We start from the raw sequence: 24,889 nt of genomic DNA, 5'->3' as shown, positions 1-24,889 counted from the left end.
CTCATCACCTGAACGGGAGCCGTCCAGCGGGCCGAATCTTTGCCGGCCCCAAGCAAAACTATCGGAACAGGATCGGGGTCGTTGCGTAGCCGGAGCCAACGCTTTCGCGTCCCAAGAAAATCTCTAAAACGGGTCAAAAGCGGGCGGGGGACAAGATGGTGCAGAATCGCGGTACGTCGTTTCCGCAGGCGGCCGACCTGTATGGCGATCTCGTCGACGAGGCGCCGCCGAAGGGCTGGCGGACGCTGCTGCCGGGCCTGATCGTCACCGTGCTGGCGACGCTCGCCGCCGGTTATCTCTCCGATCATTATGGCGCGCCGCTCACCCTGATGGCGCTGCTCGTCGGACTCGCGCTCAACTTCCTTGGCGGTGACGAGCGGCTGGGACCGGGGCTCGCCTTCGCGTCGCGGACCTTGCTGCGGGTCGGCATCGTGCTGGTCGGTCTGCGCGTGACGGTCGGCGAGATGGCCGATATCGGCCCCGCCGCCTTCATCGCGCTGGCGGCGATCGTCGGCATCACCGTCGCGGCCGGCGCGCTGCTCGGCCGGGCGATGGGGTTCGGCGCGGCGTTCGGCACGCTGGCGGGCGGCTCGGTGGCGATCTGCGGCGCTTCGGCGGCGCTCGCCTTCGCGACGTTGCTTGGCGAGAAGCGCGTCAACCGGGCGCAGCTGGCGCTGGTGCTGGTCGGCGTCGCCTCGGCGAGCGCCTTTGCGATGTTCGCTTATCCGATCCTCACGCATCTGCTGGATCTGAGCGATCGGCAGGCGGGCTTCATGCTCGGCGCCTCGATCCATGACGTCGCGCAGGCGCTCGGCGCCGGTTACGCGGTCGGCCCGGAAGCGGGCGGTACCGCCGCGATCGTCAAGCTGACGCGTGTCGCCTTGCTGGCGCCGGCGCTCGCCATCGTCGCGCTCTATCTGCCGCGCGGTGAGAAGAGCGGCGGCGCGGCATCGGTGCTGCCGTGGTTCGTCATCGGCTTTTTCGTGGTGGCGGCGCTCAACTCGCTGCTGCCCGTGCCTGCCGAGGTGACCACCTGGGGCGGTGGTGCCGCGACCGCGCTGCTTGCCGCGGCGGTGGCCGCGACCGGCATCCGTTCGCCGATGCAGGATTTGCTGCGGCAGGGCGCCCGACCCCTCATCGTGATCGCCGCCTGCTCGGTGTTGCTGCTGCTGCTGGCGGGCGTCGCGGGCGTTGTGCTCGTCGACTAAAGGACGATCCGGAACAGCGCGCCGCCGTTTTCGGCGGGCTGATAGGTCAGCGAGCCGCCGTGGGCGAGCACGATCTGGCGGGCGAGGCTGAGTCCCACACCGGTGCCCGTGGCCTTGGTCGTGAAGAAGGGCAGGAACATCTCCGCCGTCTTGTCGGCGGGGACACCGGGGCCGTTGTCCTCGACCTCGATAACGGTGCGGCCATGGCGGTTGCGCTGGCCACGCAGCGCGACGCGCGGCGTGGCGGCATGGCCGATGCTCGCCTCGGCGGCGTTGCGCAGCAGGTTGATGATCACCTGCGCGATCAGATCGGTGTCGGCGTAGAGCTCGAGATGCTCGGGCGAGACCTCGGCGGCGAGCTCGACATGGCTGAAGTCGGCGCTGAACAGCCGCGCCAGTTCACCGAATAGCTCGGCGGCAAGGATGGTCTGCTTGCGTAGCGGCGGCGCGCGGCTGATCTGGCGATAGGTCTGCACGAAATGCATCACGCCGTCGGCGCGGCGGGCGACCGTCTCGATCGCGGCGCGCGCGTCGCCGATGCGCTCGTCGCGGCCGTCGTCGACCTCGGCGATCACCTCGGCGGCGGTCTTGGCGAGCGAGGTGATCGGCGTCACCGAATTCATGATCTCATGGGTGAGCACGCGGACGAGATCGCGCCAGGCGTTCATCTCAACCTGGTCGAGCTCGCCCTGGATCGGCTGCACGGCGATCAGGCGCAGCGGCAGCCCGCGCGGCTGGCGCACGTCGGACACCGACAGCGACGCGGTCTGCGGCGTCTCGTCGATGAGCAGCTGGACGCTGTGCCGCTCGCCGACCGGCGCGTCGGCCAGCGCCTCGGCGAAGCGCTCGCCATAGGCGACCATGTCGCTGAGCTGCGTCGCCTTATACTGGCTGAACATCCGCCGTCCGGCCTTGTTGAGCAGCTCGACCCGGCCGTCGGCATCGACGGTCAGCAGCGGGATCGGCACCTCGTCGACCAGCGCGGCGAGCGTGCGGTTGGTGTCCTGTGACCGCGCGCGCTCTTCGCGCAGCTTGGCGACGGTGGCGTTCATCGCCTGCCCGAGTTCTTCGAAACCGAAGCCTTCGCGCCGATGGCCGAAGCTCGCCGAGAAGTCGGCGTGGTTGAGTGCCTCGACGAAGCGCGCCAGCTCCTGATTGGTGCGCTGGACATAGCCCCACAGCGAGGAGATCAGCCCGACGCAGATCGCCCAGGCGACGAGCGTCGCGGCGTGGAGGCCGGGGGCAACGGCGACATAGACCAGCGCGGCGAGCGCCAGCACCAGCCCGATCAGCCGCCAGGCGAGACCGAGCAAGAAGATGCGGTCGAAGATCACCGCGCGACGCTCACAGCCCGAACTTCTCCATCCGGCGATAAAGCGAGGCGCGGGTGAGGCCGAGTTCGGTGGCGGCGAGCGAGATGTTCCAGCCGTGCTTCTTCAGCGCGCGCTCGACGGTCTGCCGCTCCAGCCGGTCGAGGTTCAAATCCTCGGTGGAGGCCAGCTCGACGCGCGCGGCGCGCTGCGCCGAGGGCAGCGGAAAGTCCTCGATGGCGAAGCTGTCGCCGGCCGACAGGATGACCGCGCGCTCGGCAGCGTGGCGGAGCGCACGCACGTTCCCCGGCCAGTCATAGTCGCGAAGCTGCGCCATGACGTCGGCGGGCACCGGCTTCAGCTCCTTGGCGTATTTGCGGCCGTAGAGCGTCAGATAGTGGTCGAGCAAAACGGGGATGTCCTCGCGGCGCTCGCGCAAGGGCGGCAGCACGATCTCGACGGTGTTGAGGCGGAACAGCAGATCCTGCCGGAAGATGCTCTCGTCGCCCAATTGGCCGGGCGACAAATTGGTGGCCGAGACGACGCGGATATCGACCGACACCGGCTTGTTGCTGCCGACCGGCGTTACCTTCCGCTGCTCCATCGCCGTCAGCAGTTTCGGCTGCAGATGCAGCGGCAGGTTGCCGATCTCGTCGAGGAACAGCGTGCCGCCGTCCGCCGCCTGCAGCCGCCCGATACGGTCGGCTTTGGCGTCAGTGAACGAGCCCTTGAGGTGGCCGAACAGCTCGGAATCGAACAGGCTTTCGGCGACGGCACCAAGGTCGACCGACACCATCACCTTGTCGGCGCGGCGCGAGCGGCGGTGCAGCTCGCGCGCGACCAACTCCTTGCCGGTGCCGTTCTCGCCGAGGATCAGCACGTTGGCGTCGGTCGGCGCGGCGCGCTCGATCAGCGACATCACCCGCTGCATCGCCGCCGACGATCCGAGCAGCGGCGTCTCGCCGCCGGCGACCGGCGTCGCGACCACGGTGGCGCGCTGGCGCTCGACGTCGGCGGTGCGGCGGGTCGAGCGCAGCGCCGCGGCGGTCTTCACCGTCGCCAGCATGCGCTCGTTGGCCCAGGGCTTCGACACGAAGTCGGTGGCGCCGCGCTTCATCGCCTCGACGGCGATGTTGATGCCGCCGTGCGCAGTGATGACGATGATGACTGCCTCGGGATCGATCGCGACGATCTCGCCGAGCAGGCGGAATCCCTCCTCGCCGCTGGTCGCCCCGCGCGAGAAGTTCATGTCGAGCAGGATGACGTCGGGCCGATGCTCCTGCACCAGCGCCGGCACCGCGGCGGGATCGCCGGCGGTGACGATCTGCGCGAAGGTCGAGCGGAGCAGCATGCGCCCCGCGAGGAGGATGTCGGGATCGTCGTCGACGATGAGGGCAATGCCGTCGGCCATGTCCGGCTGCGTACACGGCCTGTCCGTAAATGAACAGTCGCTCGCGGACACTGCTTAAGCTTCAGAGATATGAAATGAGAAAAATCAAACACTTGCCGATTTGGCACGCTCCCTGCTGAACGAAGGGCATGAACGGCGGCCCGTCCGCCCGCGATTTGGAGAGAAGTGATGACCAGCCTGTCGATCCGCACCATGGCCTGCACGGTCGCCACGCTGCTGTGCAGCGTCGCGCTGCTGTCGGCCTCGATGCTCCCCGCCGTCTGAAGGTGTCGGACGAGATGAGCGTCGTGACCATGAAGAAGGAAGACCGCGCCGTTTCGGGCAGCGGGATGGACAAGGTCGTCGAGAAGAAGGGCCTGTCGCAGCGTGTGAAGATGATGATCGGCGGCGGCGCCGCGGCGATCGCGCTGGTCGGCTTCTTCATGTTGGCGCCGACCGGCGACAGCCAGACGGTCGACGCCTCGCGCATCACCGTCTCGACGGTATCGAAGGGCGTGTTCGAGGACTTCCTGCCGCTGCGCGGCCGGGTGACGCCGTCGCTCACCATCTTCCTCGATGCGATCGAGGGCGGCCGGGTCGAGCAGTTGCTCGTCGAGGACGGCGCCAACGTCCAGAAGGGCCAGCTGCTCGCGATCATGTCGAACGCGCAGCTTCAGCTCGACGTGCTGTCGCGCGAGGCGCAGGTCACCGAGCAGTTGAACATCATGCGCGGCCAGGAACTGGCGCTCGAGCGCAACCGGCTGGAGAGCCGCCGCAACCTCGTCGAGGCCGACTATCAGCTATCACGGCTGAAGCGGCAGCTCGATCGCGACGGCGCGCTGGTCGAAAAGGGATGGGTCCCGCGCAAGACCTTCAACGACACCAAGGACGAATATGGCTACCACGCCAGCCGCAAGGACGTGCTGCTGGAAAGCCAGCGCACCGACGAGCGGCTGCAGGCGACGCAGCTTTCACAGCTCCGCGCCTCGGCGACGACGCTCCAGAAGAACCTCGACGTCGCGCGCACCAACCTCGACAGCCTCAACCTGCGCGCGCCGGTCACCGGACAGCTTTCGGGCTTCACGCTGCAGGTCGGCCAGTCGATGGCGCGCGGCGAACGCCTCGGCCAGATCGACTCGCCGGGCCGCAACAAGCTCGTGGCGGGCGTCGACGAATTCTACCTCGGCCGCGTCCAGGTCGGACAGAAGGCCAGCGTCGATGTCGGCGGCAAGAGCTATGCGCTGAAGGTCGTCAAGATCTACCCGACAGTTCGCAACGGCGAGTTCGAGGTCGACCTCGCCTTCACCGGTGACGAGCCGACCGGCATTCAGCGCGGTCAGACCATCCAGACGCGCCTGACGCTCGGCGATCCGACGCCGGCGACGCTGATCCCGGCGGGCAGCTTCTACAACGACACCGGCGGCAATTGGGTGTTCGTCGTCTCGCCCGGCGGCGGCAGCGCCGAGAAGCGCAACGTCCGCCTCGGCCGCCGCAATTCGCAGTTCATCGAGGTGCTCGACGGCCTTGAGACCGGGGAGAAGGTCGTGACCTCGCCCTACACCGGCCTGACCGACAAGGATCAGCTCGACATCGAATCGAGCGACTGAATTTAAGGGAGAAACCACATGCTTTCGATGCGCAACCTGAGCAAGGCGTACCGTACCGAGGAAGTCGAGACCACGGCGCTCGATTCGATCGACCTCGACATCGCCGACGGCGAGTTCGTCGCGATCATGGGCCCGTCGGGCTGCGGGAAGTCGACGCTGCTGAACATCATCGGCATGCTCGATAGCCCGACCGGCGGCGAATATATCTTCCAGGGCAAGAACGTCGCCGGCCTGCCGGAAGCCGACCTCGCCAAGGTCCGCAAGGCGGGCATCGGCTTCATCTTCCAGAGCTTCAACCTGATCGACGAGCTGACCGTTCGGGAGAATGTCGAGCTGGCGCTGCTCTATCACGATATCTCCGCCGCCGACCGCCGCACGCGTGTCGACGCGGTGATGGACAAGGTCGGCATCGCGCACCGCGCCAAGCACCGGCCAAGCCAGCTGTCGGGTGGCCAGCAGCAGCGTGTCGCCGTGGCGCGCGCCGTCGTCGGTTCGCCGGCGATGATCCTCGCCGACGAGCCGACCGGTAACCTCGACACCGCGCACGGCGAGGAGGTGATGCAGATGCTTCGCCGCCTCAACCAGGAAGGCTCGACGATCGTGATGGTGACCCACTCGCCGTCGCACGCCGACTTCGCGGGGCGCGTCGTCAACATGCTCGACGGCCGCGTGCTCGTCGAGCAGCGCCGCGCCGCCTGACGCGCGGCGCCTGACAAGAACATCGAGCAGGGAGCCCGAAGATGTGGCGTAACTACCTGACCGTCGCGCTGCGCGCGCTGGCGAAGAACAAGACTTACACGTTCATCAACATCTTCGGCCTCGCCATCGGCATGGCCGCCTGCCTGATGATCCTGCTCTTCGTTCGTTACGAGCTGACCTATGACCAGAAGCTCGAGCGGGCCGAGGACGCCTACCAGTTCCAGACCTATTACAAGGATCCGGACACCGGCGAGGAGGGCAACCTCCAGATGTCGGCCTTCGTCAGCAAGGGCGCGCTGACCAAGGATTTCCCGCAGATCGAGCAGGCGATCTACCTGCAGTCCTCGGGTCCGGTCGTCATCCGCAACGGTGAAGCCTCGCCGTCGCCCGAGGCGATGCGTTACACCGACGGCAACATCTTCAGCATCCTGAAATTCCCCTTCGTGAAGGGCGATCCCAACACCGCGCTCGCCCAGCCGGGCCAGCTGGTGCTGACCGAGACCGAAGCCGCCAAGCGCTTCGGTGCCGAAGAGCCGATGGGCCAGACATTGACCCTCGTCAGCTCGGGCAAGGCGGTCGACTATCGTGTCACCGGCATCATCAAGGACATCCCGAAGAATAGCCACTTTGCCGGCGATATGATCGCGCGCTACGACCCGCAAAGCTTCTGGGTCGACCAGCCGAACTTCCTCGACTCCTTCGGCTGGCAGTCGGGCTGGCTCTACGTCCAGATGAAGCCCGGTACCGATGTCGCCGCGCTCAACGCGCAGATTCCCGCCTGGGAAAAGCGCAACATCCCCGACCAGATTTTCGGCGGGCAGCGCTTCAACCAGGGTGACTTTGCCGACTTCGCGCTGGTCAACATCCGCGACATCCACCTCGGCCATGCGCAGGACGGCGCCATGACGCCGGGCAACGACCGGACCTCGATCATCACCTTCGCGGTGGTCGCGGCGCTGATCCTCGGCATGGCGTGCGTGAACTTCACCAACCTCGCCACCGCCCGCGCGTCGCAGCGGGCCCGCGAAGTGGCGCTGCGCAAGGTGCTCGGCGCCAACCGCAGCCAGCTTATCCTGCAGTTCCTCGGTGAATCGATCCTCGTCGCCGCCTTCGCAATGCTGCTGGCGCTGACCTTAGTCGAGCTGACGATGCCGGCCTTCGCCGCCTTCCTCAACGCCGACTTCACCATGTCCTATGTCGGTGAAGGCGGCCTGCTGCTGCCGATCATCGGCCTCGTGCTGCTGGTCGGTGCGGCGGGCGGCCTCTACCCGGCCTTCTATCTGTCGCGCTTCCAACCGGCGAAGGTGCTGAAGGCCAACAAGTCGAGCGCCGATGCGCACGGCTCGGGCCGTCTTCGCAACATCCTCGTCGTCGCGCAGTTCGCGGTGTCGATCGGCCTGATCATCTGCACCGCCGTGGTCTACGCGCAGACCGTCTACGCCCGCACTGCGGAGCCGGGCTATAAGCGTGACGGCTTGATGCAGATCGACGGCGTCGGCCGCCGCCAGTTGCAGCCGATGATCGACACGCTGCTTAACGAGGTCCGCAACGTCGAGGGCGTGAAGTCGATCGGCCGCACCGGCATCGGTATCGCGACGCAGAACAACTCGAACACCGGCATCCAGATGCCCGGCCGCACCGAACCCGTGTCGATCGGCAACTATGCCGTCGACAGCGGCTTCTTCGACACCATGGGCATCAAGCTGCTCGCCGGCCGCACGTTCGACGACAGCCGCGCCATGGACGATGCCACCACGCCGTTCCCGGAAGTGCCGGAAGCGGAGCGCGCCTTCGCGGCTCGCGGCGTCAACGTGGTGATGAACGAGCTGGCGACCAAGCGCCTTGGCTACAAGACGCCGCAGGAGGCAATCGGCAAGACGCTGAAGGCGGCGCTGGTCGACGAGGAATATGGCGGCGTGGTGCCGGTCACCATCGTCGGCGTCGTCCAGGACTCGCGCTTCCGCTCGGTTCGCGAACCGGTCGACTCGATCATGTTCCTCCTGAACCAGTTCGGCCACGGCCAGCTGCTGGTCCGCTATGAGGGCAACCCCAGCGACGTCCGCGCCCGCATCGAGGCGGTGTGGAAGCGCGTCGCGCCGGAAGTGCCGTTCGAAGCCGAGTTCAGCGACGACATCGTGCGGGAGCTGTACGAGGCGGAGGAAGCGCGCGCGACGATCTTCGCGGCCTTCGCCGGCCTGTCGATCGTGGTCGGCTGCCTCGGGCTCTTCGGCCTCGCCGCCTTCACCGCGGAACGCCGCACGAAGGAGATCGGCATCCGCAAGGTGCTCGGCGCCCGCACCAAGGATATCGTGCGCCTGCTGGTGTGGCAGTTCTCGCAGCCCGTCATCATCGCCAACCTGATCGCCTGGCCGATCGCCTGGTGGCTGATGCGGGACTGGCTGAACGGCTTCGACACCCGCGTCGACCTCAACCCGGCGCTGTTCGTCGGGGCGGGCCTGCTGGCGATGGTCATCGCTGCCGGCACCATCGTCGGCCACGCGCTGAAGGTGGCCCGGGCCAACCCGATCCACGCCTTGCGTTACGAGTAACCTTCGCAGCACCGGCGGGCCCGCGCCCGCCGGTGCTGATCTTTTCCGGGGATAGTCACGAGAGGGAGACGGGCCATGTGGCGCAACTATCTGACCGTGGGTTTGCGTTCGCTGGCCAAGAACAAGACGTACAGCGCCATCATCATCGGCGGCCTTGCCATCGGCATGGCCGCCTGCCTGATGATCCTGATGTTCGTGCGCTACGAGCTCAGCTACGACCGCTGGCTTCCCAATTCGGAAAATCTCTACCAGCTGCAGACCTGGTATCCGAACCCGTCGAACGGCGATCCGGGGTTCGTGCAGATGACGCCCTATATCTCGTCGAAGTCGCTGAAGAAGGATTTCCCGCAGATCGAGCAGGAGGTCTACGTCCTCCCCTCGGTACCGGTAGCGACGAAGGACGGCGTCGCCTCGTCGACCGAAGATTATATGTATACCGACGGCGACCTGCTCGACGTGCTCGAATTCCCGGTTGTCGCCGGTGACCCCGAGGCGCTCGAGCATCCCGGCACCATCGCGCTCAGCGAGGGCGAGGCGATCCGGCGCTTCGGCAGCACAGACGTGATCGGCAAGACGCTGTCGCTGATCAGCAAGGGCATCACCACCGATCATCGCGTCGGCGTCATCTATAAGGACCTGCCCAAGAATTCGCACATGGCGATGGCGGCTATCGTGCGCGTCGACATGAACAGCTACATGGCGCAGGAGCCGAATTTCATGACCTGCTGGGGCTGCCAGAATGGTCATGTCTACATGAAGCTGAAGGCGGGCAGCGACGCCAAGGCGATCGAGGCGCAGCTCCCGGCCTGGGAAAAGCGCGCGATCCCCGACCAGAATGCCGGCGAGGCGCGCTTCAACGCCGGCGACGAAGCCGACTGGCATCTGGTCAACGTCGCCGACGTGCACCTCGGCAAGGCGCAGCTCGGCGCGATGCGGCCGGGCAACGACCGCCAGTCGATCATCACCTTCGCGGTCATCGCAGTGCTGATCCTCGGCATGGCAGTGGTGAACTTCACCAACCTCGCCACCGCCCGGGCCAGCCAGCGCGCGCGCGAAGTGGCGCTGCGGAAAGTGCTCGGCGCGCACAGGAGGCAGCTCATCATCCAGTTCGTCGGGGAATCGGTGATCGTCGCGGCGCTGGCGATGGTGGTCGCGCTGGCGCTCGTCGAGCTGCTGATGCCGGCCTTCGCCCGCTTCCTCGATGCCGATATCGCAACCAGCTACCTTGGCGAGGGCGGCATCCTGCCACCGGTGCTGCTGCTGGTGCTGGTCGTCGGCGTCGTCGGCGGGCTGTACCCTGCCTTCTTCCTGTCGCGCTTTCAGCCGGCGATGGTGCTGAAGGCGAACAAGTCGTCGGCGGAAACGCCGGGGTCGGGGCGGCTGCGCAACCTCCTCGTGGTGGCGCAGTTCGCGGTGTCGATCGGGCTGATCATCTGCACCGCGGTCGTCTACGCGCAGACCGTCTACGCCCGCACCGCCGATCCGGGCTATCAGCGCGACGGCATCATCCAGGTCGACAATCTCTCGCGCTACCAGCTCATCAACAAGGGCGAGGCGGTGACCGAGCGTATCAAGCGGGTGGAGGGCGTGACCGCCGTCGGCCGCACCGGCATCGGCGTCGCCACCGACAACAATAACAACACCGGCATCATGGTGCCCGGCAATCCGGAGCCGGTGGTCATCGGCATCTATCCGATCGACGAGGGCTTCTTCCAGGCGATGGGGGTGAAGCTGCTGGCGGGGCGCAATTTCGATCCGTCGCGGCCTGCCGATGATGCGACGATCCCGTTCCCGGCGACGCCTGAATCGCAGCAGGCGCTGGCGGCGCGCGGCACCAATGTGGTGATGAACGAGCTCGCCATCCGCCGCCTCGGCTTCAAGTCGCCGCAGGAGGCGGTCGGCAAGACGTTGCGCGCCGGCCTCGTCGACAATGAGTTCGGGCTGGTGCCGGTGACCATCGTCGGCGTCGTGCAGGATTCGCGCTTCCGCTCGGTGCGCGACCAGGTCGACCCGATCATGTTCCTCAATACCGAGATCGGCCACACCTTCCTGATGGCGCGCTACGACGGCAACCCGGCCGAGGTGCGCGCGCGCATCGAGGCGGCGTGGAAGACGATCACCAGCGACGTGCCGTTCGAGGCGGAGTTCAGCGACGACATCATCCAGGAGCTGTACGAAGCCGAGGATGCGCGGGCGAAAACCTTTGCGGCGTTCGCGCTGCTGTCGGTGGTCGTCGGCTGCCTCGGCCTGTTCGGGCTCGCCGCCTTCACCGCCGAGCGGCGGACGAAGGAGATCGGCATCCGCAAGGTGCTGGGCGCGCGGACGCGCGACATCGTGCGGCTGCTGGTATGGCAGTTCAGCCAGCCCGTCATCATCGCCAACCTCGTCGCCTGGCCGGTGGCCTGGTGGCTGATGCGTGACTGGCTGAACGGCTTCGACACGCGCATCTCGCTCAACCCGATGCTGTTCATCGGTGCCGGGCTGCTGGCGATGGTGATCGCCGCGGGCACGATCGTCGGCCACGCGCTCAAAGTCGCACGCGCCAATCCCATCCACGCGCTCCGATACGAGTAGGTTGCGTACTTCTTTCTCTGACCCTTAATGCATGACTTCGGGCCGGCGGTTGCCGGCCCTTTCTTTGGGCGGCGACTCGGCGAGCCGTTCGATATCGGCGACGGTACGTCGTCAATATGAGCGCCGCTTGGAAGATTTTGCACTTTTTTACATTTTGAATTGCATTCAGATTCAGTGGTTTAAAGATTACGGCACAGTAACTGCCGTTAAATTGCTGTTTCTTTGCATCCGGATCGGATATCCACACCGTAGTTTTCCGGTAGTCGGGGCAGATGTAAGGGCTCCGTGGGCAAGGCGTATTCTGCCGGGTGACGTTTTTGCAGATCCACGTGGTGGCGGCCATCCGGTCTGTCGACATGCTTTTGGAGGCTGTTGGGGGCTTATGAATAAGATTGCGTTTGCGGCTGCCGTTGCGATGGCGGCGACGTCGGGTGCCGCGTTCGCGCAGGCCTCGGCTACTCAGTCGACGACCAGCACGGGCCGTGTCGTCCAGGCGATCACCCTGACCAAGAACACCGACATCGCGTTCGGTTCGGTCGTCCGGTCGGCCGCTGTCGGCACCAACACCGTCACCATCGACGCGACGAGCGGCGCGCGCGCCATCAGCGGCGCCGGCGGCGGTGCGCTCGCCACCTCGACCTCGGGCCGCGCGACCTACACGGTCGACGGCGAAGGCGCACAGACCTTTTCGGTCTCCGTGCCGGGTACGTTCAACATGACCCGCTCGGGCGGCGCGGAGACGATCACCGTCACCCCGACCACGTCGGCGGCGACCGGCACGATCAGCGGCACGCTCGGCTCGGCCGGCACCGCGACCTTCGGCGTCGGTGGCTCGTTCCCGGTGACCAACGCGACGGTTACCGGCAACTATACCGGCAATTTCGACGTCACCGTCGCCTACAATTAGGCGATAGTCGGTGAAACCGGCGCAAGTTAGATTGCGCCGGTTCGCCGCCGATCGATGCGAGGAACCATGAAGGCTTCCGTTCCGCGTCCGCTGATCACGATGGCCATTGTCGCCGTCACCGCACCCGCGTTCGCGCAGGTGCAGTCGTCTGCGATGGTGGCGATGTCGCGCACCTCGGCGACGACGCGCATCGACCAGCCGGCGGCGATTACCAGCTCGCAGGACCTCGTCTTCGCGTTGCAGACCCCGTTGGCCGCGGCGTTGAGCATCGCGCCGGCGGGGATCAGCAGCGCGGCAGCTTCCGCGGCGTCGGCCACCGCAACGGCGTCGCGTGTCGCGCCGACCGGCTCGACGGCGGCCACGGGGCCGACCGGCGCGCTGTCGCGGACCAGCGTGACGTCGCTCTCCGCGGCGGTCCCGGCCGCGGCGCAGGCGACCTTCACGGTGTCCGGCGAGGCGGGGCAGGCGATTTCGGTTACCGTGCCGCAGACGGTCGATCTGGCGCGCAACGGCGGCGGGGCGGAGACCGCGCTGCTGACGACGACCAACAATCTCTCCGATGGCCCGCAATTTCTTGGCGGCACCTTCGCCGGCGGCGGGACGCTGAGCTTCGCGGTGGGCGGGCAGGTTACGCTGGCGAGCGCCAGTGTCACCTCGGGTGAACTCACCGGCGTCATGGCGGTCGTCGCCCAATATAACTGATTGAAATTCGGCCTTGCCACGCCGCTTGCCGGGGTGGTGGCGCTGCTGTAGGTTGCGTACGCCCTGCGTCAGGCAGGGTGGAGGGTACCGCCGGGGGGTGGCATGAAGCGCGTCGATCGTAGCGTCCGGATGGCTCTCGCGCGCCATCGCGCCCGTCTCATTGCCGGCAGCCTGCTTGCGGGTGTGGCGCTGTTCGCCGCGCCGGGTGCGGTTGCGCAGACGCCCGACGTGCCCGCGAACCTCGCGGTCAGCGCCAACATCAACATTTCGCCGAAGCGTGTTGTCTTCAACAGTCTCGGCCGCACCTCGTCAGTCTACATCTACAATCAAGGTACCGATGCTGGCACCTTCGATATTCAGCTGATCGACCGCATCATGCTGCCGAATGGGCAGATCGTGCCGATGTCGGATCTGGAGCAGCATCCTGAATACAAGCCGGTCGCCGACCAGCTGAAGTCGGCGCGCGAAATGATGCTGACGACGCCGCGCCGCGCCCGCCTGCTGCCGGGCAAGGGCCAGACGATCCGCATCCGCGCCGGCGCGCCCGCCGAAGTGCCGCAGGGCGAGTATCGCACCCATCTGACGATAACCGCCGTGCCCCCGGCCGATGCCGGCATCACCGCCGAGGAAGCCGCGGCGGCGAGCGAAGGCGAGCTGCGCTTTCGGGTCAACTCGGTGCTTGGCGTGTCGATCCCGCTGATCCTGCGCGTCGGCCCGGCCGACGTGCGCGCGGGCGTCGAGAACGTCAAGCTGACCTACGAGCAGATCGCGCCCGACGGCAATTCGCAGCCGCGACGCACGCCGGTGCTGTCGCTCGATCTGGTTCGCGTCGGTGCCAGTTCGCTTTTCGGCAACGTTGAAATTCGTGGCGCCGCCGAGCGCGGCTCGGGCAATCCGCTCGGGTTCGTGCGCGGTGTCGGCGTCTATCCCGAGATTGCCCGTCGTACCCTGCAAGTTCAGTTGACTCGCGCGCCCGCCCCCGGCGAAGAGCTGGAGGTCGTGTTCCGCGACGATGACGTTGCGCCCGGCAAACAGCTGGCGAGGACGACTATCAAAGTTCCGTGAAGCGGGCCGCCGCGCTTGCCTTGCTGCTCGCCGCGGCCGTACCCGCGCGCGCGCAGCAGCAGCTCGCCGCGGCCGATCCGATTCCGGCGCCCCCGCCGCCTGCCGCGGCCGTCGACCTCGCCGAGGAGGAAGTGCTGCTGTTCGAGCTGACGCTCGACCGCGCCACGCTCTCCGATTCGATCCAGGCCTATGAGCGTAACGGCGTCGTGCTGCTGCCGATCGGCGAGCTGACGCGCCTGCTCGACCTGAATGTCGATGTGCTGCCGCGCGAACGGCGGATCGTCGGGCGGCTGGGCAATGGCCAGCGCTCGCTCCTCGTCGATCTCGCGACCGGTACCGCGCGTGTCGACGGGCGCAACTTCACCGTGCCAGCGGGTGCGGCGGACGTGGCGCTCACCGACATCTTCCTCAGCGTGAAGTTCATCGAGCAGATCCTGCCGCTGCGCATCGTCACCGATCACGAGGCGCTGGTCGTCGCGCTGACCGCCACTGAGGAGCTGCCGATCCAGGCGAAGCTGGCGCGTTCAGGCCGAATGCGCGAGCTGCGGCCCGACATCGACGTGCAGGAGGACCTGCTGTGGGCGGGAACCAAGCCCGGCCTCTGGTCGCTGCCCGGCTTCGATATCGCACTCGAAAGCAGCCTTGAGGCGACCTCGCCGCGCTTTCGCTACCGCTATGACATCCGCGCCGGCGCCGACCTGCTGTACATGGGCTTCCAGGGCTATGTCGGCTCCGATGAGCGCGGGCGGCCGACCGCGTCGCGCTTCACCTTCGAGCGGCGCGACCGTGATCGCGGCCTGCTCGGGCCGCTGCGCGCCTCCCGCTTCGGCTTTGGGGATGTCTATACGCCGTCGCTGGCGCTCGGCCCGCGCAGCGTCGGCGGCCGCGGCATCGCGATCACCAGCGCGCCGCTCGAACAGACCAGTGTGTTCGACCGCGTTGACCTGCGCGGCGAGCTGCCGATCGGCTATGACGTCGAACTCTATATCAACGATGTGCTGCGCGGCGGCCAGCAGACGCCGGTGCAGGGGCGATACGAGTTCCTCAGCGTGCCGCTGGTGCGCGGCGTCAACGTCATCCGCATCGTCTCCTACGGCCCGCGCGGCGAGCGTTCGGAGGAGACGCGCGTCATCAACGTCGCCGGCGGCGCGCTGGCCAAGGGCGAGACGACCGTCGAGGTCGGCGCAGTCGAGCAGGACGTGCCGCTGGTCGACCTGCGCGGTGACGACGGCCTGTCTTTGAACCCCGGCGTCGGCGCGTTGCGCGTCACCGCCAATGTTGCGCACGGCCTTACCGAGACGCTGACTGTCGTCGGGGGCATGGCGCTTTATGCACCGAGCGCCACCGATGGAGGCGACCGCAAGCTCGGCACGCTCGGCCTGCGCACCTCGCTGCTCGGCTATGCGGTGCAGCTCGATGCCGCCCATGACGATGAAGGGGGGCGTGCCGCCGGCCTCGGCGTTGCCGGTACGCCGCTCGGCGTGTCGACGATCCTTCGCCACGTCGAATATGGCGGCGGGTTCATCGACGAATCGCTACCGACGGGTGGCGACGGCCGCGAACTCGTCCGCCACAGCGAGGCGACCTTCGACTTCAGTGTGGGCCCGACCCTCGGCCTGACCTTCCCCTTTTCGCTCCGCGCCCAGCGTGACGAATTCGCCGACGGGCGGGTGGCGCTGATCGGCGGCTTCCGCACGTCGACCACCACCAAGGTGATGCTGCTATCGGCGGGTGTCGACTTCGATCGCACCACCCTGCCGGGCGGCGCGCCGACGATCGAGCGCTGGGTCGGCAACTTCGCGGCATCGAGCTATGGGCTGCCCTGGCAGCTGCGCGGCACCGTCGACTATGATCTGGTGCCCGACCTGAAGGTCACTTCCGCCTCGATCACCGCCGACCGCAACATTTCGGAGAAGCTGGCGCTGCGCTTCGGCGTCGGCCACTCGTTCGGCGGCAGCAGCGATACCTCGTTCCAGGCGAGCGCGATCCTGCGGCTGCCGTTCGCCGACCTGTCCTTTGCCGGCGACTATGTGACGCCGCGCGACGAATGGCGGGTGGGTGTCCAGCTCGCCTTCGGCCTCGTCCACGACCCGTTTGCCGGCCGCTACCGGATGACCCGCCCCGGCCCCGGCATCGGCGGCAACGCGGCGTTGCGCGCCTTCATCGACCGCGACGGCGACGACCGCTTCGACCCCAAGATCGACGAGCCTGTGGCCGGCGTAGCGCTGACCGGCGGTGGCGAGGAAGCCGTGACGGGCGAGAGCGGCACGACGCTCGTCACCGGCCTCGGCTATGCGTCGACGGCGCGGCTGGAGGTCAATCTCGACAATATCGACAACCCCTATGTCGCCTCGCCGCCGTCGACGATCGAATTCACGCCGCGCGCCGGCGTCGTCTCGGAGATTCTCTACCCGCTGAAGCCGGTCGGCGAGGTGCTGGCGCGGGTGCGCTTCCGTGACGGCGGCGGGCGCCTCACCGGTCTTTCGTCGGTGAAGGTCCGCGCGGTGCGCGAGGACGGCAAGGTGACCGAGGCAACCACCGAATTCGACGGCAGCGTCGTGTTCGAGCGACTGCCCACCGGCCGCTACACGTTCGAGCTGGATACCGCGCAGGCGTCGCGGCTCGGCATGACCTTGACGGGCAAGATCGCCTTCGCGGTGCCGCCCGACGGCGGCTTCGTCCCCGACGTTCTCGCCACCGTCGAGTTCGCGCGCGCCGAGAAGCCCGCGCAATGACCGACCGTAAAAATAGAAGGCAACTTCGCGGCCTCGTTCGTCGTATCTATTCTCACGAGGTTCAGGCGTGGCGGCGCCGCAATGGAAAGTGCCGGCGATGAGGCGTTTGCGGTACCTGCTCTGGCTGGTCGGGCTCATGCTCTATGCCGGTGCGACCCCGGCGGCCGCACAGACCATCGCCATCCAGTCGATCACCGCTCTCGCGCTCGGCAATGTCGCGGCGGCGACCAGCGGCCTCACCACCTTCACCATCAACCCCAGCACAGGCGCGGTGACCAAGACCGGCGGCGGCGCGCGGATCACCACGACGACCCCGGTGCGCTTCACCGTCACGGTGCGGTGCACCGGTACCGTGGCGCAATGCGATGGCGCGACGGTCAATGTGCGGGTCGGCAACACCGGCACCTCGACGTTGCGCGCCGACCCGATGGTCAATTTCACCGTCGCATCGGGCACCGCGACCCTGGTCTCCGCCCCCGCTGCCGGCAGCCCGATCAGCTTCCAGCTTCAGCCGATCGGCCGCAACGTCAACAAGACCTTCTTCGTCGGCGGTGACCTGCCGGTCGAAGGCGATGAGTCGGCGGCGGCGTCGGGGGCAGCAACGTCGCAGATCAACGTCCGCGTTTCGGTCGCGCCGGCGCCACCCGCAACGCCGGGAACCGACTCCAATGCGACGATGACCGTCTACCGGTCGCTCAAGATCACCAAGGTCAGCGACCTCAATTTCGGCTCGATCCTCAAACCCACCGCGACGGGCGGCAATATCCTCGTCAACGCGACCACTGGCGCGCGCACCAAATCGGCAGGCGACGCGGTGCTGATCGGCACGGCCGCCTCGCGCGCTCAGTTCACCGTCGATGGCGAGGGCGGGCGGGTGATCGGCATTTCGGTGTCGCCGGCCAACCCGGTGACGCTGACCCGCGTGGGGGGCTCGCAGACGCTGGCGCTGACCTGGACGCGCAGTCCGACCGGTAATCTGACGCTCAGCGGGGCAGCGGGGGCAGCCGGAACGGGCACCTTCGGCATCGGCGGCTCGATCCCGCTGACCACGACGACGACGACCGGCCAATACAACGGCACGATCAACATCACCTTCAACTACAATTGAGGCGGCGCTCCTCCTCAAAATGAAAAAGCCCGGCGGTGAAGCCGGGCTTTCTCGTTGGCGTCGCTGCCTTGGCGGCAGCGCGCGGCCAAATCCTACTTGAGGTGGCCGGCCAGGTGCTTGTTCATCTCGAACATCGACACCTTGTCCTTGCCGCCGAAGATCGGCTTCAGCTTGGCATCAGCCAGAATCTCGCGCTTGTTGGCGGGGTTCTGGAGGTCGTTCTTCTTGATGTATTCCCACATCTTGCTGACGCACTCGCCACGGGCGATCGGCCCGGTGCCGACGACGGCGCCGAGCTCGGCCGACGGGGTCAGCTTGGTCTGAAGCGCGTTGGGTTTCTTTTCGGCCATTCAGTCCTCCCACTCCGAAGTTCTAAGCCTGCTCTGCGGGTGCCGTTTGCTCGGCAAATCGCAGCGGGGCTTCCCTTTTCGTAGGCGCGAAGGCGGCGACTTAGCAATCCCCCTGTGGAGGGGTAGCCCCCTCCTTGTGCGTTTTTCATGATTAAGGGGCCGGAAAGCGCGCCAAAACGCCCGTTGCATGCACCTTTCCGCCCCGGCATAGCGCATCCGTCACGACGAACAGTCCGGGGGAATCGCCTGATGATCGGCCGCCTGAATCACGTTGGCGTTGCCACGCCCTCGATCGAGGAGTCGGTGAAGACGTATCGCGACCTGCTTGGCGCAACCAAGATCCACGATGCCTTCGACCTGCCGCCGCAGGGCGTGCGCGTCTGCTTCGTCGACCTGCCGAACAGCCAGATCGAGTTGATCGAGCCGCTGGGCGAAGCCTCGCCGATCCACAAGTTCCTCGAAAAGAACCCTTCCGGCGGCCAGCATCATGTGTGCTTCGAGGTCGCCGACATCCATGTCGCCGCCGCCGACATGAAGGAGAAGGGCGCCACCGTGCTCGGCGAGCCGCGCATCGGCGCGCACGGCACCCCGGTGATCTTCGTCCATCCGAAGAACATGGGTGGCGTGCTCGTCGAGTTGATGGAAACGCCCAAGGCGGCGCACTGATACGGCCGCTGGCGGCGCGCATCGCGGGCCTGTATTGAGGACGCCCATGTCGTTTTCGTCCCCCGTCGCCGACGATCCAGAGCTCGAGGGCATCGACCCGCAGGGCCAGCCGCCGGCCAAGCGCCGCTTGCCGTGGAAGCGCATCTTCGCTGGCCTGTTCGCGCTGTTCGTGCTGATGGTCGCCTGGCTGGCGTGGACCGCGCCGCTGGGGCGCGCGCTCGAACCGCTCGACCAGCCGGCGCTGGTGCTGCTCGACGACGAAGGCACGCCGTTCGCGCGGCGCGGCGATTTCAAGGAAGAGCCGGTCGATATCGCGAAGCTGCCGCCGCACGTTATCGATGCGGTGCTGTCGACCGAGGACCGGCGCTTCTACGATCATATCGGCATCGACATTCGCGGCCTCAGCCGCGCCTTCCTCGCCAACATGCAGGCGGGCGAGGTGGTACAGGGCGGCTCCACAGTCACCCAGCAGCTCGCCAAAACCTCTTTCCTGACCCACGAGCGCAGCTACCGCCGCAAGGCGCAGGAAGTGATCATCGCGCTGTGGCTGGAAACCTGGCTGACCAAGGACGAGATCCTGTCGCGCTATCTTTCCAGCGTCTATTTCGGCGAGGGCGCCTATGGGCTGCGCGCCGCCGCGCGCACCTATTTCGACCGCGAGCCTGAAAGCCTGACCTTGGCCCAGTCGGCGATGCTCGCCGGCATCATCAAGGCGCCCTCGGCGCTGGCGCCCAGCCGGCACCTGAAGCGCGCACAGGACCGGTCGGAAGTCGTTCTCCAGACGATGGTCGATGCCGGCACGCTGACGCAGGCGCAGGCCGACCGCACCCGCCCCGCGACCTTCACCCGTGGCCGCCCGCAGCTCCCCACCGGCTCCTATTTCGCCGACTGGGTGATGGGGCAGGCGCGCGAGGAGATGGATGGCAGGCACTATGGCGAGGTGCGCGTCCGCACCACGCTCGACCCCGAACTCCAGGCGATCGCCGAGAAGGTGGTTCGCGAGGCGACCGACGGCCCGGGCACCTGGCTGCACGCCAATCAGGGCGCGCTGATCGCGATGCGCCCCGACGGCCGCGTCGTCGCGATGGTCGGCGGGCGCAGCTACAAGGACAATCAGTACAACCGCGCCGCGCAGGCGAAGCGCCAGCCGGGCTCGTCGTTCAAGCTGTTCGTCTATCTGGCGGCGCTGCGGAACGGCTACGACCCCAATTCGACGGTCGACGACACGCCGGTCGAGATCGACGGCTGGAAGCCGCGCAACGACGAGGGCAAGTATCGCGGGCCGGGCATCACCCTCTATCGGGCGGTCGCCGCCTCCAGCAACGTTGCGGCCGCGCGCATCACCCAGGATGTCGGCACGCGCGAGGTGATCCGCGTCGCCCGCGACCTCGGCGTCAAATCCTACCTCAACCCGTGGCCGGCGCTGTCGCTCGGCACCTCGCGGATGACCTTGCTCGAACTGACCTCGGCCTATGCCGCCGTCGCTGCCGAGCGCTATCCGATCACGCCGATCGGTCTCGCTGATCGCCAGCCGGGCTGGCGCGAGCGGGTGAGCGGTGCGGCGCGGGCGACGCGCGGCTTCCCCGAGGCAGCGGACATGAAGAAGCTGCTCGAGGTCGCGGTGGCGCGCGGTACCGGCAATTCGGCACGGCTTCCCGGCGTCGATGCCTATGGCAAGACCGGCACCACGCAGAATTTCCGCGACGCGCTGTTCGTTGGATTCGCGGGCGATCTCATTGTGGGCGTCTGGTTCGGCAACGACGACAATTCGCCGATGAACGGCGTGACCGGCCGCGGCCTGCCGGCCGAGACCTGGCGCAAGTTCATGATGCAGGCGCTGCCGCAGCTTCGTACCCGCGCCGCCGCGGCGTCGAATGACGACGATGGGGCAGAAGAGGGCGACGAGATCGACACCACCGCCGAACTGAACGCCGCGTCGGCCGCCGCACTCGAGGAGCTGATCGGTCAGGCGGCGGCGGTTGGCGGCGAAGAGGCAGCCGCGGCGATCGAACAGGCGCGCGAGCAGATTCAGGCTGCGGCGCAGGCGGCCGAGGAAGCCACCCGCGAGCCGCAGCAATAAGGTTTGCCGCGGGCAAGAAAATCTCCGTTGAGGACAGGCGGTCGCGCTCCGACACGGGCCGGGCTATGAACATTGCCATGACCGCGGCAGCCGGCCACCGCCTAACGCATCTCCAGCGCCTCGAAGCCGAGGCGATCCACATCATGCGGGAGGTCGCCGCCGAGGCGACCAAGCCGGTGATGCTCTATTCGATCGGCAAGGATTCAGCCGTGATGCTGCATCTGGCGCGGAAGGCCTTCTTCCCCGCGCCGCCGCCGTTCCCGCTGCTGCACGTCGATACGACGTGGAAATTCCGCGACATGTACGCGATGCGCGAGAGCAGCGCGGCGGCGGCGGGGATGGAGCTGCTGGTCCATCGCAACCCGGAGGCCGAGGCGCGCGGCATCAACCCGTTCGACCATGGCTCGCTGCACACCGATCTGTGGAAGACCGAGGGGCTGCGGCAGGCGCTCGACAAGTACGGCTTCGACGCGGCCTTCGGCGGCGCGCGGCGCGACGAGGAGAAGAGCCGCGCCAAGGAGCGGGTGTTCTCCTTCCGCTCGGACAGCCATCGCTGGGACCCGAAGAACCAGCGGCCCGAGCTGTGGCGGCTCTACAATGCGAAGAAGCGGCCGGGCGAGAGCATCCGGGTGTTCCCGATCTCCAACTGGACCGAGCTCGACGTCTGGCAGTACATCCACCTCGAAAACATCCCGATCGTGCCGCTCTATTTCGCGGCGCCGCGACCGGTGGTGGAGCGGGGCGGCCTGCTGATCATGGTCGACGACGCGCGGCTGCCGCTGCGCGATGGCGAGACGCCGGAGACGCGGACGGTGCGCTTCCGCACGCTCGGCTGCTACCCGCTGACCGGCGCGGTCGAGAGCGAGGCGGCCACCTTGCCGGAGATCATCCAGGAAATGCTGCTGACCACCACCTCGGAGCGGCAGGGGCGGGCGATCGATCACGATCAGGCCGCGTCGATGGAGAAGAAGAAGGCGGAGGGCTATTTCTGATGGCTCATATCTCCGACCTCATCGCCGAGGACATCGACGCCTATCTCGACCAGCACCGGCACAAGTCGCTGCTGCGTTTCATCACCTGCGGCTCGGTCGACGACGGCAAGTCGACCCTGATCGGCCGGCTGCTCTACGATTCGAAGATGATCTTCGAGGATCAGCTCGCGGCGCTGGCGGCGGATTCGAAGCGCCACGGCACGCAGGGGCAGGAGATCGACTTCGCGCTGCTCGTCGACGGCCTCGCCGCCGAGCGCGAGCAGGGCATCACCATCGACGTCGCCTACCGCTTCTTCTCGACCGACCGGCGCAAGTTCATCGTCGCCGATACGCCGGGGCATGAGCAGTATACGCGCAACATGGTCACCGGCGCCTCGACCGCCGACCTCGCCGTTATCCTCGTCGATGCGCGCAAGGGCGTGCTGACGCAGACGCGGCGGCATTCCTATCTCGTCGGGCTGCTCGGCATCCGCCAAATCGTGCTGGCGGTGAACAAGATGGACCTGGTCGGCTACGATCAGGCGGTCTTCGACGCCATCGTCGCGGAGTATCGCGCGTTCGCCGCCGAGATCGGCCTGCCCGATCCGGTCGCGATCCCGATTTCGGGTTTCAAGGGCGACAACATCACCGCGCCGTCGCCGAACACACCCTGGTATGGCGGCCCGTCGCTGATGGCGCATCTGGAAACCGTCGAGGTGGCCGAGGCGGCCGGCGACGCGCCACTGCGCTTCCCGGTACAATGGGTGAACCGGCCCAACCTCGATTTTCGCGGCTATGCCGGCCTGGTCGCCGGCGGCGCGGTGCGGCCGGGCGACCGGGTGCGTATCCTGCCGTCGGGCCGCGAAGCGGTGATCGCGCGGATCGTCACGCAGGACAGCGATCTGGCCGAAGCGGTGACGGGCCAGTCGGTGACGCTGACCCTTGATCGCGAAGTGGACGTGTCGCGGGGCGACATGATCGTCAGTGCCGACGCGCCGGCCGAGGTCGCGGACCAGTTCGAGACGACGCTGATCTGGATGGCGGACGAACCGCTGCTCGCCGGCCGGCCCTATTGGCTGAAGATCGGCGCGCGGACGGTCACGGCGACGGTGACCGAGATCAAGCACCAGGTGAACGTCAACACGCTGGAGAAGGCCTCGGCGAAGACGCTCGGCCTCAACGCCATCGGCACCTGCAATGTGCAGGTCGACCAGCCGGTCGCCTTCGACCCCTATGAGGCGAACCGCGACACCGGCGGCTTCATCCTCATCGACCGGATGACCAACGCCACCGTCGGCGCCGGCCTCATCCACTTCGCGCTGCGCCGCGCGCACAACATCCACTGGCAGGCGCTCGACGTGTCGAAGGCGGCGCGCGCCGCGATGAACGGCCAGCGGCCGGCGGTGCTGTGGTTCACCGGTCTGTCGGGCGCCGGCAAGTCGACGATCGCCAACCTCGTCGAGAAACGGCTGCACGCGCTCGGCCGGCGCACCTACACGCTCGACGGCGACAATGTCCGCCACGGCCTCAACCGCGACCTCGGCTTTACCGACGCCGACCGCGTCGAGAATATCCGTCGCGTCGCCGAGGTGGCGAAGCTGATGCTTGACGCCGGGCTTATCGTCATCACCAGCTTCATCTCGCCGTTCCGTGCGGAACGTCAGCTGGCGCGCGACCTGATGGGCGCGGGCGAGTTCATTGAGGTGTTCGTCGATACGCCGCTGGCCGATGCCGAGAAGCGCGACGTGAAGGGGCTCTACAAGAAGGCGCGGTCGGGCGAACTGAAGAACTTCACCGGCATCGATTCGCCCTATGAGGCGCCCGAGGCACCGGAAATCCGCATCGACACGACGCGGCTGTCACCGGTGGAGGCGGCCGAGCTGATCGTCGACCGGCTGTTCGAGGATTTCAACGAAGTGGCGATCTGATCGCCGGCGGTAGAAGGCTCAGGCCTTTTCCAGCGTGCATTGCAGCGGATGCTGGTGCTCACGCGCGAAGTCGAGCACCTGGTTCACCTTGGTCTCGGCGACCTCGTAGGTGAACACGCCGCAGACGCCGACGCCCTTCTGGTGGACGTGCAGCATCACCCGCGTCGCGTCCTCCATATCCATGCGGAAGAAGCGCTGCAGGCAGAGGACGACGAACTCCATCGGCGTGTAGTCGTCGTTGAGCATCAGCACCTTGTAGAGCGACGGGCGCTTGGTCTTTGGCGCCGTCTTGGTGGCGACGCCGGTCTGGCCGTCGCCGACGTCCGCGTCGTCGGGACGCGCCATCGTGATCGGATACAGCCGTGGATCGATCATCGCCGGTAATTCGCTCACGCTTGCTCTGGGAACGTCCATGATATGGCACGCCGCCGCCCGGGGACAAGAGGTTGCGCGGTCACGGGCGCGAAACGAAGAAGGGCGGGGCCTTGCGGCGCCCGCCCTTCCGGTCAGACTGAGCTGTCAGCGCTTAGCGCGCGACGGCCGCGGTCTTGATCTTGTCGGCGGCGAGAGCAGCGCGGTTCGAGATCGGCTCGAACACTTCGCCCATGACCTTCATCGAGGTCTCGGTGACGCGCGACATCTCGGCGACGAGGCTGTCGAAGTAGGACTTCGCATACTCGTTCGAGGCGGCGAAGAACTCGTTCGGGGTCTTCGCGGCGGTCAGCGTGCGGACGACGGCGGTGCCTTCCTCAAGGTTCTTCTTCGAGAACGCGACGGCGCCCTGCGCCAGCTTTTCGAAGCCCTGCGCGGCGGCCTTGCCCGACTGCACGAGCGCTTCGACGTTGCCGCGGTTGAATTCGTTGATCTCCTCGAGCGACTTCACGCCGCGGTCCATCGCCTCGCGGGTGCGGGTCGAGGCCTGCTCGAAAGCAGCCTTGCCCTGGTCGATCGCGGTCTGCGCGGTCGCCTTGATCGTCTCGGCGGTCTTCTCGGTCTTGGTGGCGGTAGCCATGATACTATCCTTCCAGATCGTTTCAGGT

At 67.1% G+C, this 24,889-nt stretch carries 19 protein-coding genes; 14 read left to right on the top strand and 5 right to left on the bottom strand.

Annotated elements, in window-relative coordinates; genetic code table 11:
• Positions 1-155 precede the first annotated feature (155 nt).
• The gene (locus tag ACFOMD_RS04810; RefSeq protein ID WP_380857648.1) at positions 156-1,208 is read left to right on the top strand and encodes a YeiH family protein; all 1,053 of its coding nucleotides are present in this window, start codon (positions 156-158) and stop codon (positions 1,206-1,208) included.
• Here the strand turns inward: ACFOMD_RS04810 and ACFOMD_RS04805 are convergent.
• Positions 1,205-2,542: a sensor histidine kinase gene (locus ACFOMD_RS04805; protein WP_380857645.1), complete on the bottom strand. Its 1,338-nt coding sequence runs from the start codon at positions 2,540-2,542 to the stop codon at positions 1,205-1,207. The two genes, ACFOMD_RS04810 and ACFOMD_RS04805, sit on opposite strands and share 4 nt — an antisense overlap.
• A gap of 10 nt (positions 2,543-2,552) precedes the next feature.
• Entirely contained in the window at positions 2,553-3,929 is a 1,377-nt protein-coding gene (locus ACFOMD_RS04800; protein WP_380857642.1) for a sigma-54-dependent transcriptional regulator, read from the bottom strand.
• A 278-nt stretch (positions 3,930-4,207) separates the two neighbouring features.
• Between ACFOMD_RS04800 and ACFOMD_RS04795 the strand changes: the two genes are divergently transcribed.
• From ACFOMD_RS04795 to ACFOMD_RS04755, 9 genes are all read left to right on the top strand, one after another.
• Complete coding sequence (locus ACFOMD_RS04795; protein ID WP_380857639.1) at positions 4,208-5,515, top strand: efflux RND transporter periplasmic adaptor subunit; 1,308 nt, start codon at positions 4,208-4,210, stop codon at positions 5,513-5,515.
• A gap of 18 nt (positions 5,516-5,533) precedes the next feature.
• A complete protein-coding gene (locus ACFOMD_RS04790) occupies positions 5,534-6,214 on the top strand; it encodes an ABC transporter ATP-binding protein (protein WP_380857636.1) in 681 nt (226 codons plus the stop codon).
• 41 nt (positions 6,215-6,255) lie between these two features.
• Positions 6,256-8,763, top strand: a complete 2,508-nt coding sequence (locus tag ACFOMD_RS04785; RefSeq protein WP_380857633.1) for an ABC transporter permease — start codon at positions 6,256-6,258, stop codon at positions 8,761-8,763.
• A 75-nt stretch (positions 8,764-8,838) separates the two neighbouring features.
• Positions 8,839-11,337, top strand: a complete 2,499-nt coding sequence (locus ACFOMD_RS04780) for an FtsX-like permease family protein (protein WP_380857630.1) — start codon at positions 8,839-8,841, stop codon at positions 11,335-11,337.
• A 382-nt stretch (positions 11,338-11,719) separates the two neighbouring features.
• Entirely contained in the window at positions 11,720-12,244 is a 525-nt protein-coding gene (locus ACFOMD_RS04775; RefSeq protein ID WP_380857627.1) for a DUF4402 domain-containing protein, read from the top strand.
• Between the two features lie 66 nt (positions 12,245-12,310).
• Positions 12,311-12,946 (top strand): DUF4402 domain-containing protein, encoded by a 636-nt coding sequence (locus ACFOMD_RS04770; RefSeq protein WP_380857624.1) that lies wholly within the window; start codon positions 12,311-12,313, stop codon positions 12,944-12,946.
• Between the two features lie 129 nt (positions 12,947-13,075).
• On the top strand, positions 13,076-14,011 hold the full coding sequence (locus tag ACFOMD_RS04765; protein ID WP_380857621.1) for a hypothetical protein: 936 nt from the start codon (positions 13,076-13,078) through the stop codon (positions 14,009-14,011).
• A complete protein-coding gene (locus ACFOMD_RS04760; protein WP_380857618.1) occupies positions 14,008-16,746 on the top strand; it encodes a hypothetical protein in 2,739 nt (912 codons plus the stop codon). The genes ACFOMD_RS04765 and ACFOMD_RS04760 overlap by 4 nt, the downstream gene beginning before the upstream one ends.
• A gap of 97 nt (positions 16,747-16,843) precedes the next feature.
• Positions 16,844-17,854 (top strand): DUF4402 domain-containing protein, encoded by a 1,011-nt coding sequence (locus ACFOMD_RS04755; protein WP_380857615.1) that lies wholly within the window; start codon positions 16,844-16,846, stop codon positions 17,852-17,854.
• 92 nt (positions 17,855-17,946) lie between these two features.
• On the opposite strand, the gene ACFOMD_RS04750 is transcribed toward ACFOMD_RS04755, so the two are convergent.
• The gene (locus ACFOMD_RS04750) at positions 17,947-18,204 is read right to left on the bottom strand and encodes an SWIB/MDM2 domain-containing protein (protein ID WP_380857612.1); all 258 of its coding nucleotides are present in this window, start codon (positions 18,202-18,204) and stop codon (positions 17,947-17,949) included.
• 246 nt (positions 18,205-18,450) lie between these two features.
• Here ACFOMD_RS04750 and mce point away from each other — a divergent pair, with 246 nt between their 5' ends.
• The 4 genes from mce (at position 18,451) to cysN (ending at position 23,849) form a co-directional block, all read left to right on the top strand.
• Positions 18,451-18,870 (top strand): methylmalonyl-CoA epimerase, encoded by a 420-nt coding sequence (mce, locus tag ACFOMD_RS04745; RefSeq protein ID WP_380857891.1) that lies wholly within the window; start codon positions 18,451-18,453, stop codon positions 18,868-18,870.
• Between the two features lie 46 nt (positions 18,871-18,916).
• Positions 18,917-20,950: a transglycosylase domain-containing protein gene (locus tag ACFOMD_RS04740; RefSeq protein ID WP_380857609.1), complete on the top strand. Its 2,034-nt coding sequence runs from the start codon at positions 18,917-18,919 to the stop codon at positions 20,948-20,950.
• A gap of 77 nt (positions 20,951-21,027) precedes the next feature.
• Positions 21,028-21,942 carry a sulfate adenylyltransferase subunit CysD gene (gene cysD, locus ACFOMD_RS04735; RefSeq protein WP_380857606.1) on the top strand — a complete coding sequence of 305 codons (915 nt, stop codon included), beginning with the start codon at positions 21,028-21,030 and terminating at the stop codon, positions 21,940-21,942.
• Positions 21,942-23,849, top strand: coding sequence for a sulfate adenylyltransferase subunit CysN (cysN, locus tag ACFOMD_RS04730; protein ID WP_380857603.1), 1,908 nt, complete (start codon positions 21,942-21,944; stop codon positions 23,847-23,849). Before cysD ends, cysN begins: the two co-directional genes overlap by 1 nt.
• 18 nt (positions 23,850-23,867) lie before the next feature.
• Here cysN and clpS read toward each other — a convergent pair whose 3' ends face one another.
• A complete protein-coding gene (gene clpS, locus ACFOMD_RS04725; protein ID WP_380857888.1) occupies positions 23,868-24,194 on the bottom strand; it encodes an ATP-dependent Clp protease adapter ClpS in 327 nt (108 codons plus the stop codon).
• A 181-nt stretch (positions 24,195-24,375) separates the two neighbouring features.
• Positions 24,376-24,861, bottom strand: coding sequence for a phasin family protein (locus tag ACFOMD_RS04720; RefSeq protein WP_380857600.1), 486 nt, complete (start codon positions 24,859-24,861; stop codon positions 24,376-24,378).
• Between the last annotated feature and the right edge of the window lie 28 nt (positions 24,862-24,889).

The sequence above is a fragment of the Sphingoaurantiacus capsulatus genome (assembly GCF_042648405.1).
GTDB classification, from domain to species: domain Bacteria; phylum Pseudomonadota; class Alphaproteobacteria; order Sphingomonadales; family Sphingomonadaceae; genus Sphingoaurantiacus; species Sphingoaurantiacus capsulatus.
The sequence above is the reverse complement of the archived record's forward strand: the minus strand, read 5'-3'. Positions and strand labels throughout refer to the sequence as shown.

What these genes read in the sequence shown, in the direction of transcription:
- ACFOMD_RS04810 (WP_380857648.1), top strand. Translation starts at nt 156, where the DNA reads ATGGTGCAGAATCGCGGTACGTCGTTTCCGCAGGCGGCCGACCTGTAT.
- ACFOMD_RS04800 (WP_380857642.1), bottom strand. Translation starts at nt 3,929, where the DNA reads ATGGCCGACGGCATTGCCCTCATCGTCGACGACGATCCCGACATCCTC.
- ACFOMD_RS04795 (WP_380857639.1), top strand. Translation starts at nt 4,208, where the DNA reads ATGAGCGTCGTGACCATGAAGAAGGAAGACCGCGCCGTTTCGGGCAGC.
- ACFOMD_RS04790 (WP_380857636.1), top strand. Translation starts at nt 5,534, where the DNA reads ATGCTTTCGATGCGCAACCTGAGCAAGGCGTACCGTACCGAGGAAGTC.
- ACFOMD_RS04785 (WP_380857633.1), top strand. Translation starts at nt 6,256, where the DNA reads ATGTGGCGTAACTACCTGACCGTCGCGCTGCGCGCGCTGGCGAAGAAC.
- ACFOMD_RS04780 (WP_380857630.1), top strand. Translation starts at nt 8,839, where the DNA reads ATGTGGCGCAACTATCTGACCGTGGGTTTGCGTTCGCTGGCCAAGAAC.
- ACFOMD_RS04775 (WP_380857627.1), top strand. Translation starts at nt 11,720, where the DNA reads ATGAATAAGATTGCGTTTGCGGCTGCCGTTGCGATGGCGGCGACGTCG.
- ACFOMD_RS04770 (WP_380857624.1), top strand. Translation starts at nt 12,311, where the DNA reads ATGAAGGCTTCCGTTCCGCGTCCGCTGATCACGATGGCCATTGTCGCC.
- ACFOMD_RS04765 (WP_380857621.1), top strand. Translation starts at nt 13,076, where the DNA reads ATGGCTCTCGCGCGCCATCGCGCCCGTCTCATTGCCGGCAGCCTGCTT.
- ACFOMD_RS04755 (WP_380857615.1), top strand. Translation starts at nt 16,844, where the DNA reads ATGAGGCGTTTGCGGTACCTGCTCTGGCTGGTCGGGCTCATGCTCTAT.
- ACFOMD_RS04750 (WP_380857612.1), bottom strand. Translation starts at nt 18,204, where the DNA reads ATGGCCGAAAAGAAACCCAACGCGCTTCAGACCAAGCTGACCCCGTCG.
- ACFOMD_RS04740 (WP_380857609.1), top strand. Translation starts at nt 18,917, where the DNA reads ATGTCGTTTTCGTCCCCCGTCGCCGACGATCCAGAGCTCGAGGGCATC.
- cysD (WP_380857606.1), top strand. Translation starts at nt 21,028, where the DNA reads ATGACCGCGGCAGCCGGCCACCGCCTAACGCATCTCCAGCGCCTCGAA.
- cysN (WP_380857603.1), top strand. Translation starts at nt 21,942, where the DNA reads ATGGCTCATATCTCCGACCTCATCGCCGAGGACATCGACGCCTATCTC.
- clpS (WP_380857888.1), bottom strand. Translation starts at nt 24,194, where the DNA reads ATGGCGCGTCCCGACGACGCGGACGTCGGCGACGGCCAGACCGGCGTC.
- ACFOMD_RS04720 (WP_380857600.1), bottom strand. Translation starts at nt 24,861, where the DNA reads ATGGCTACCGCCACCAAGACCGAGAAGACCGCCGAGACGATCAAGGCG.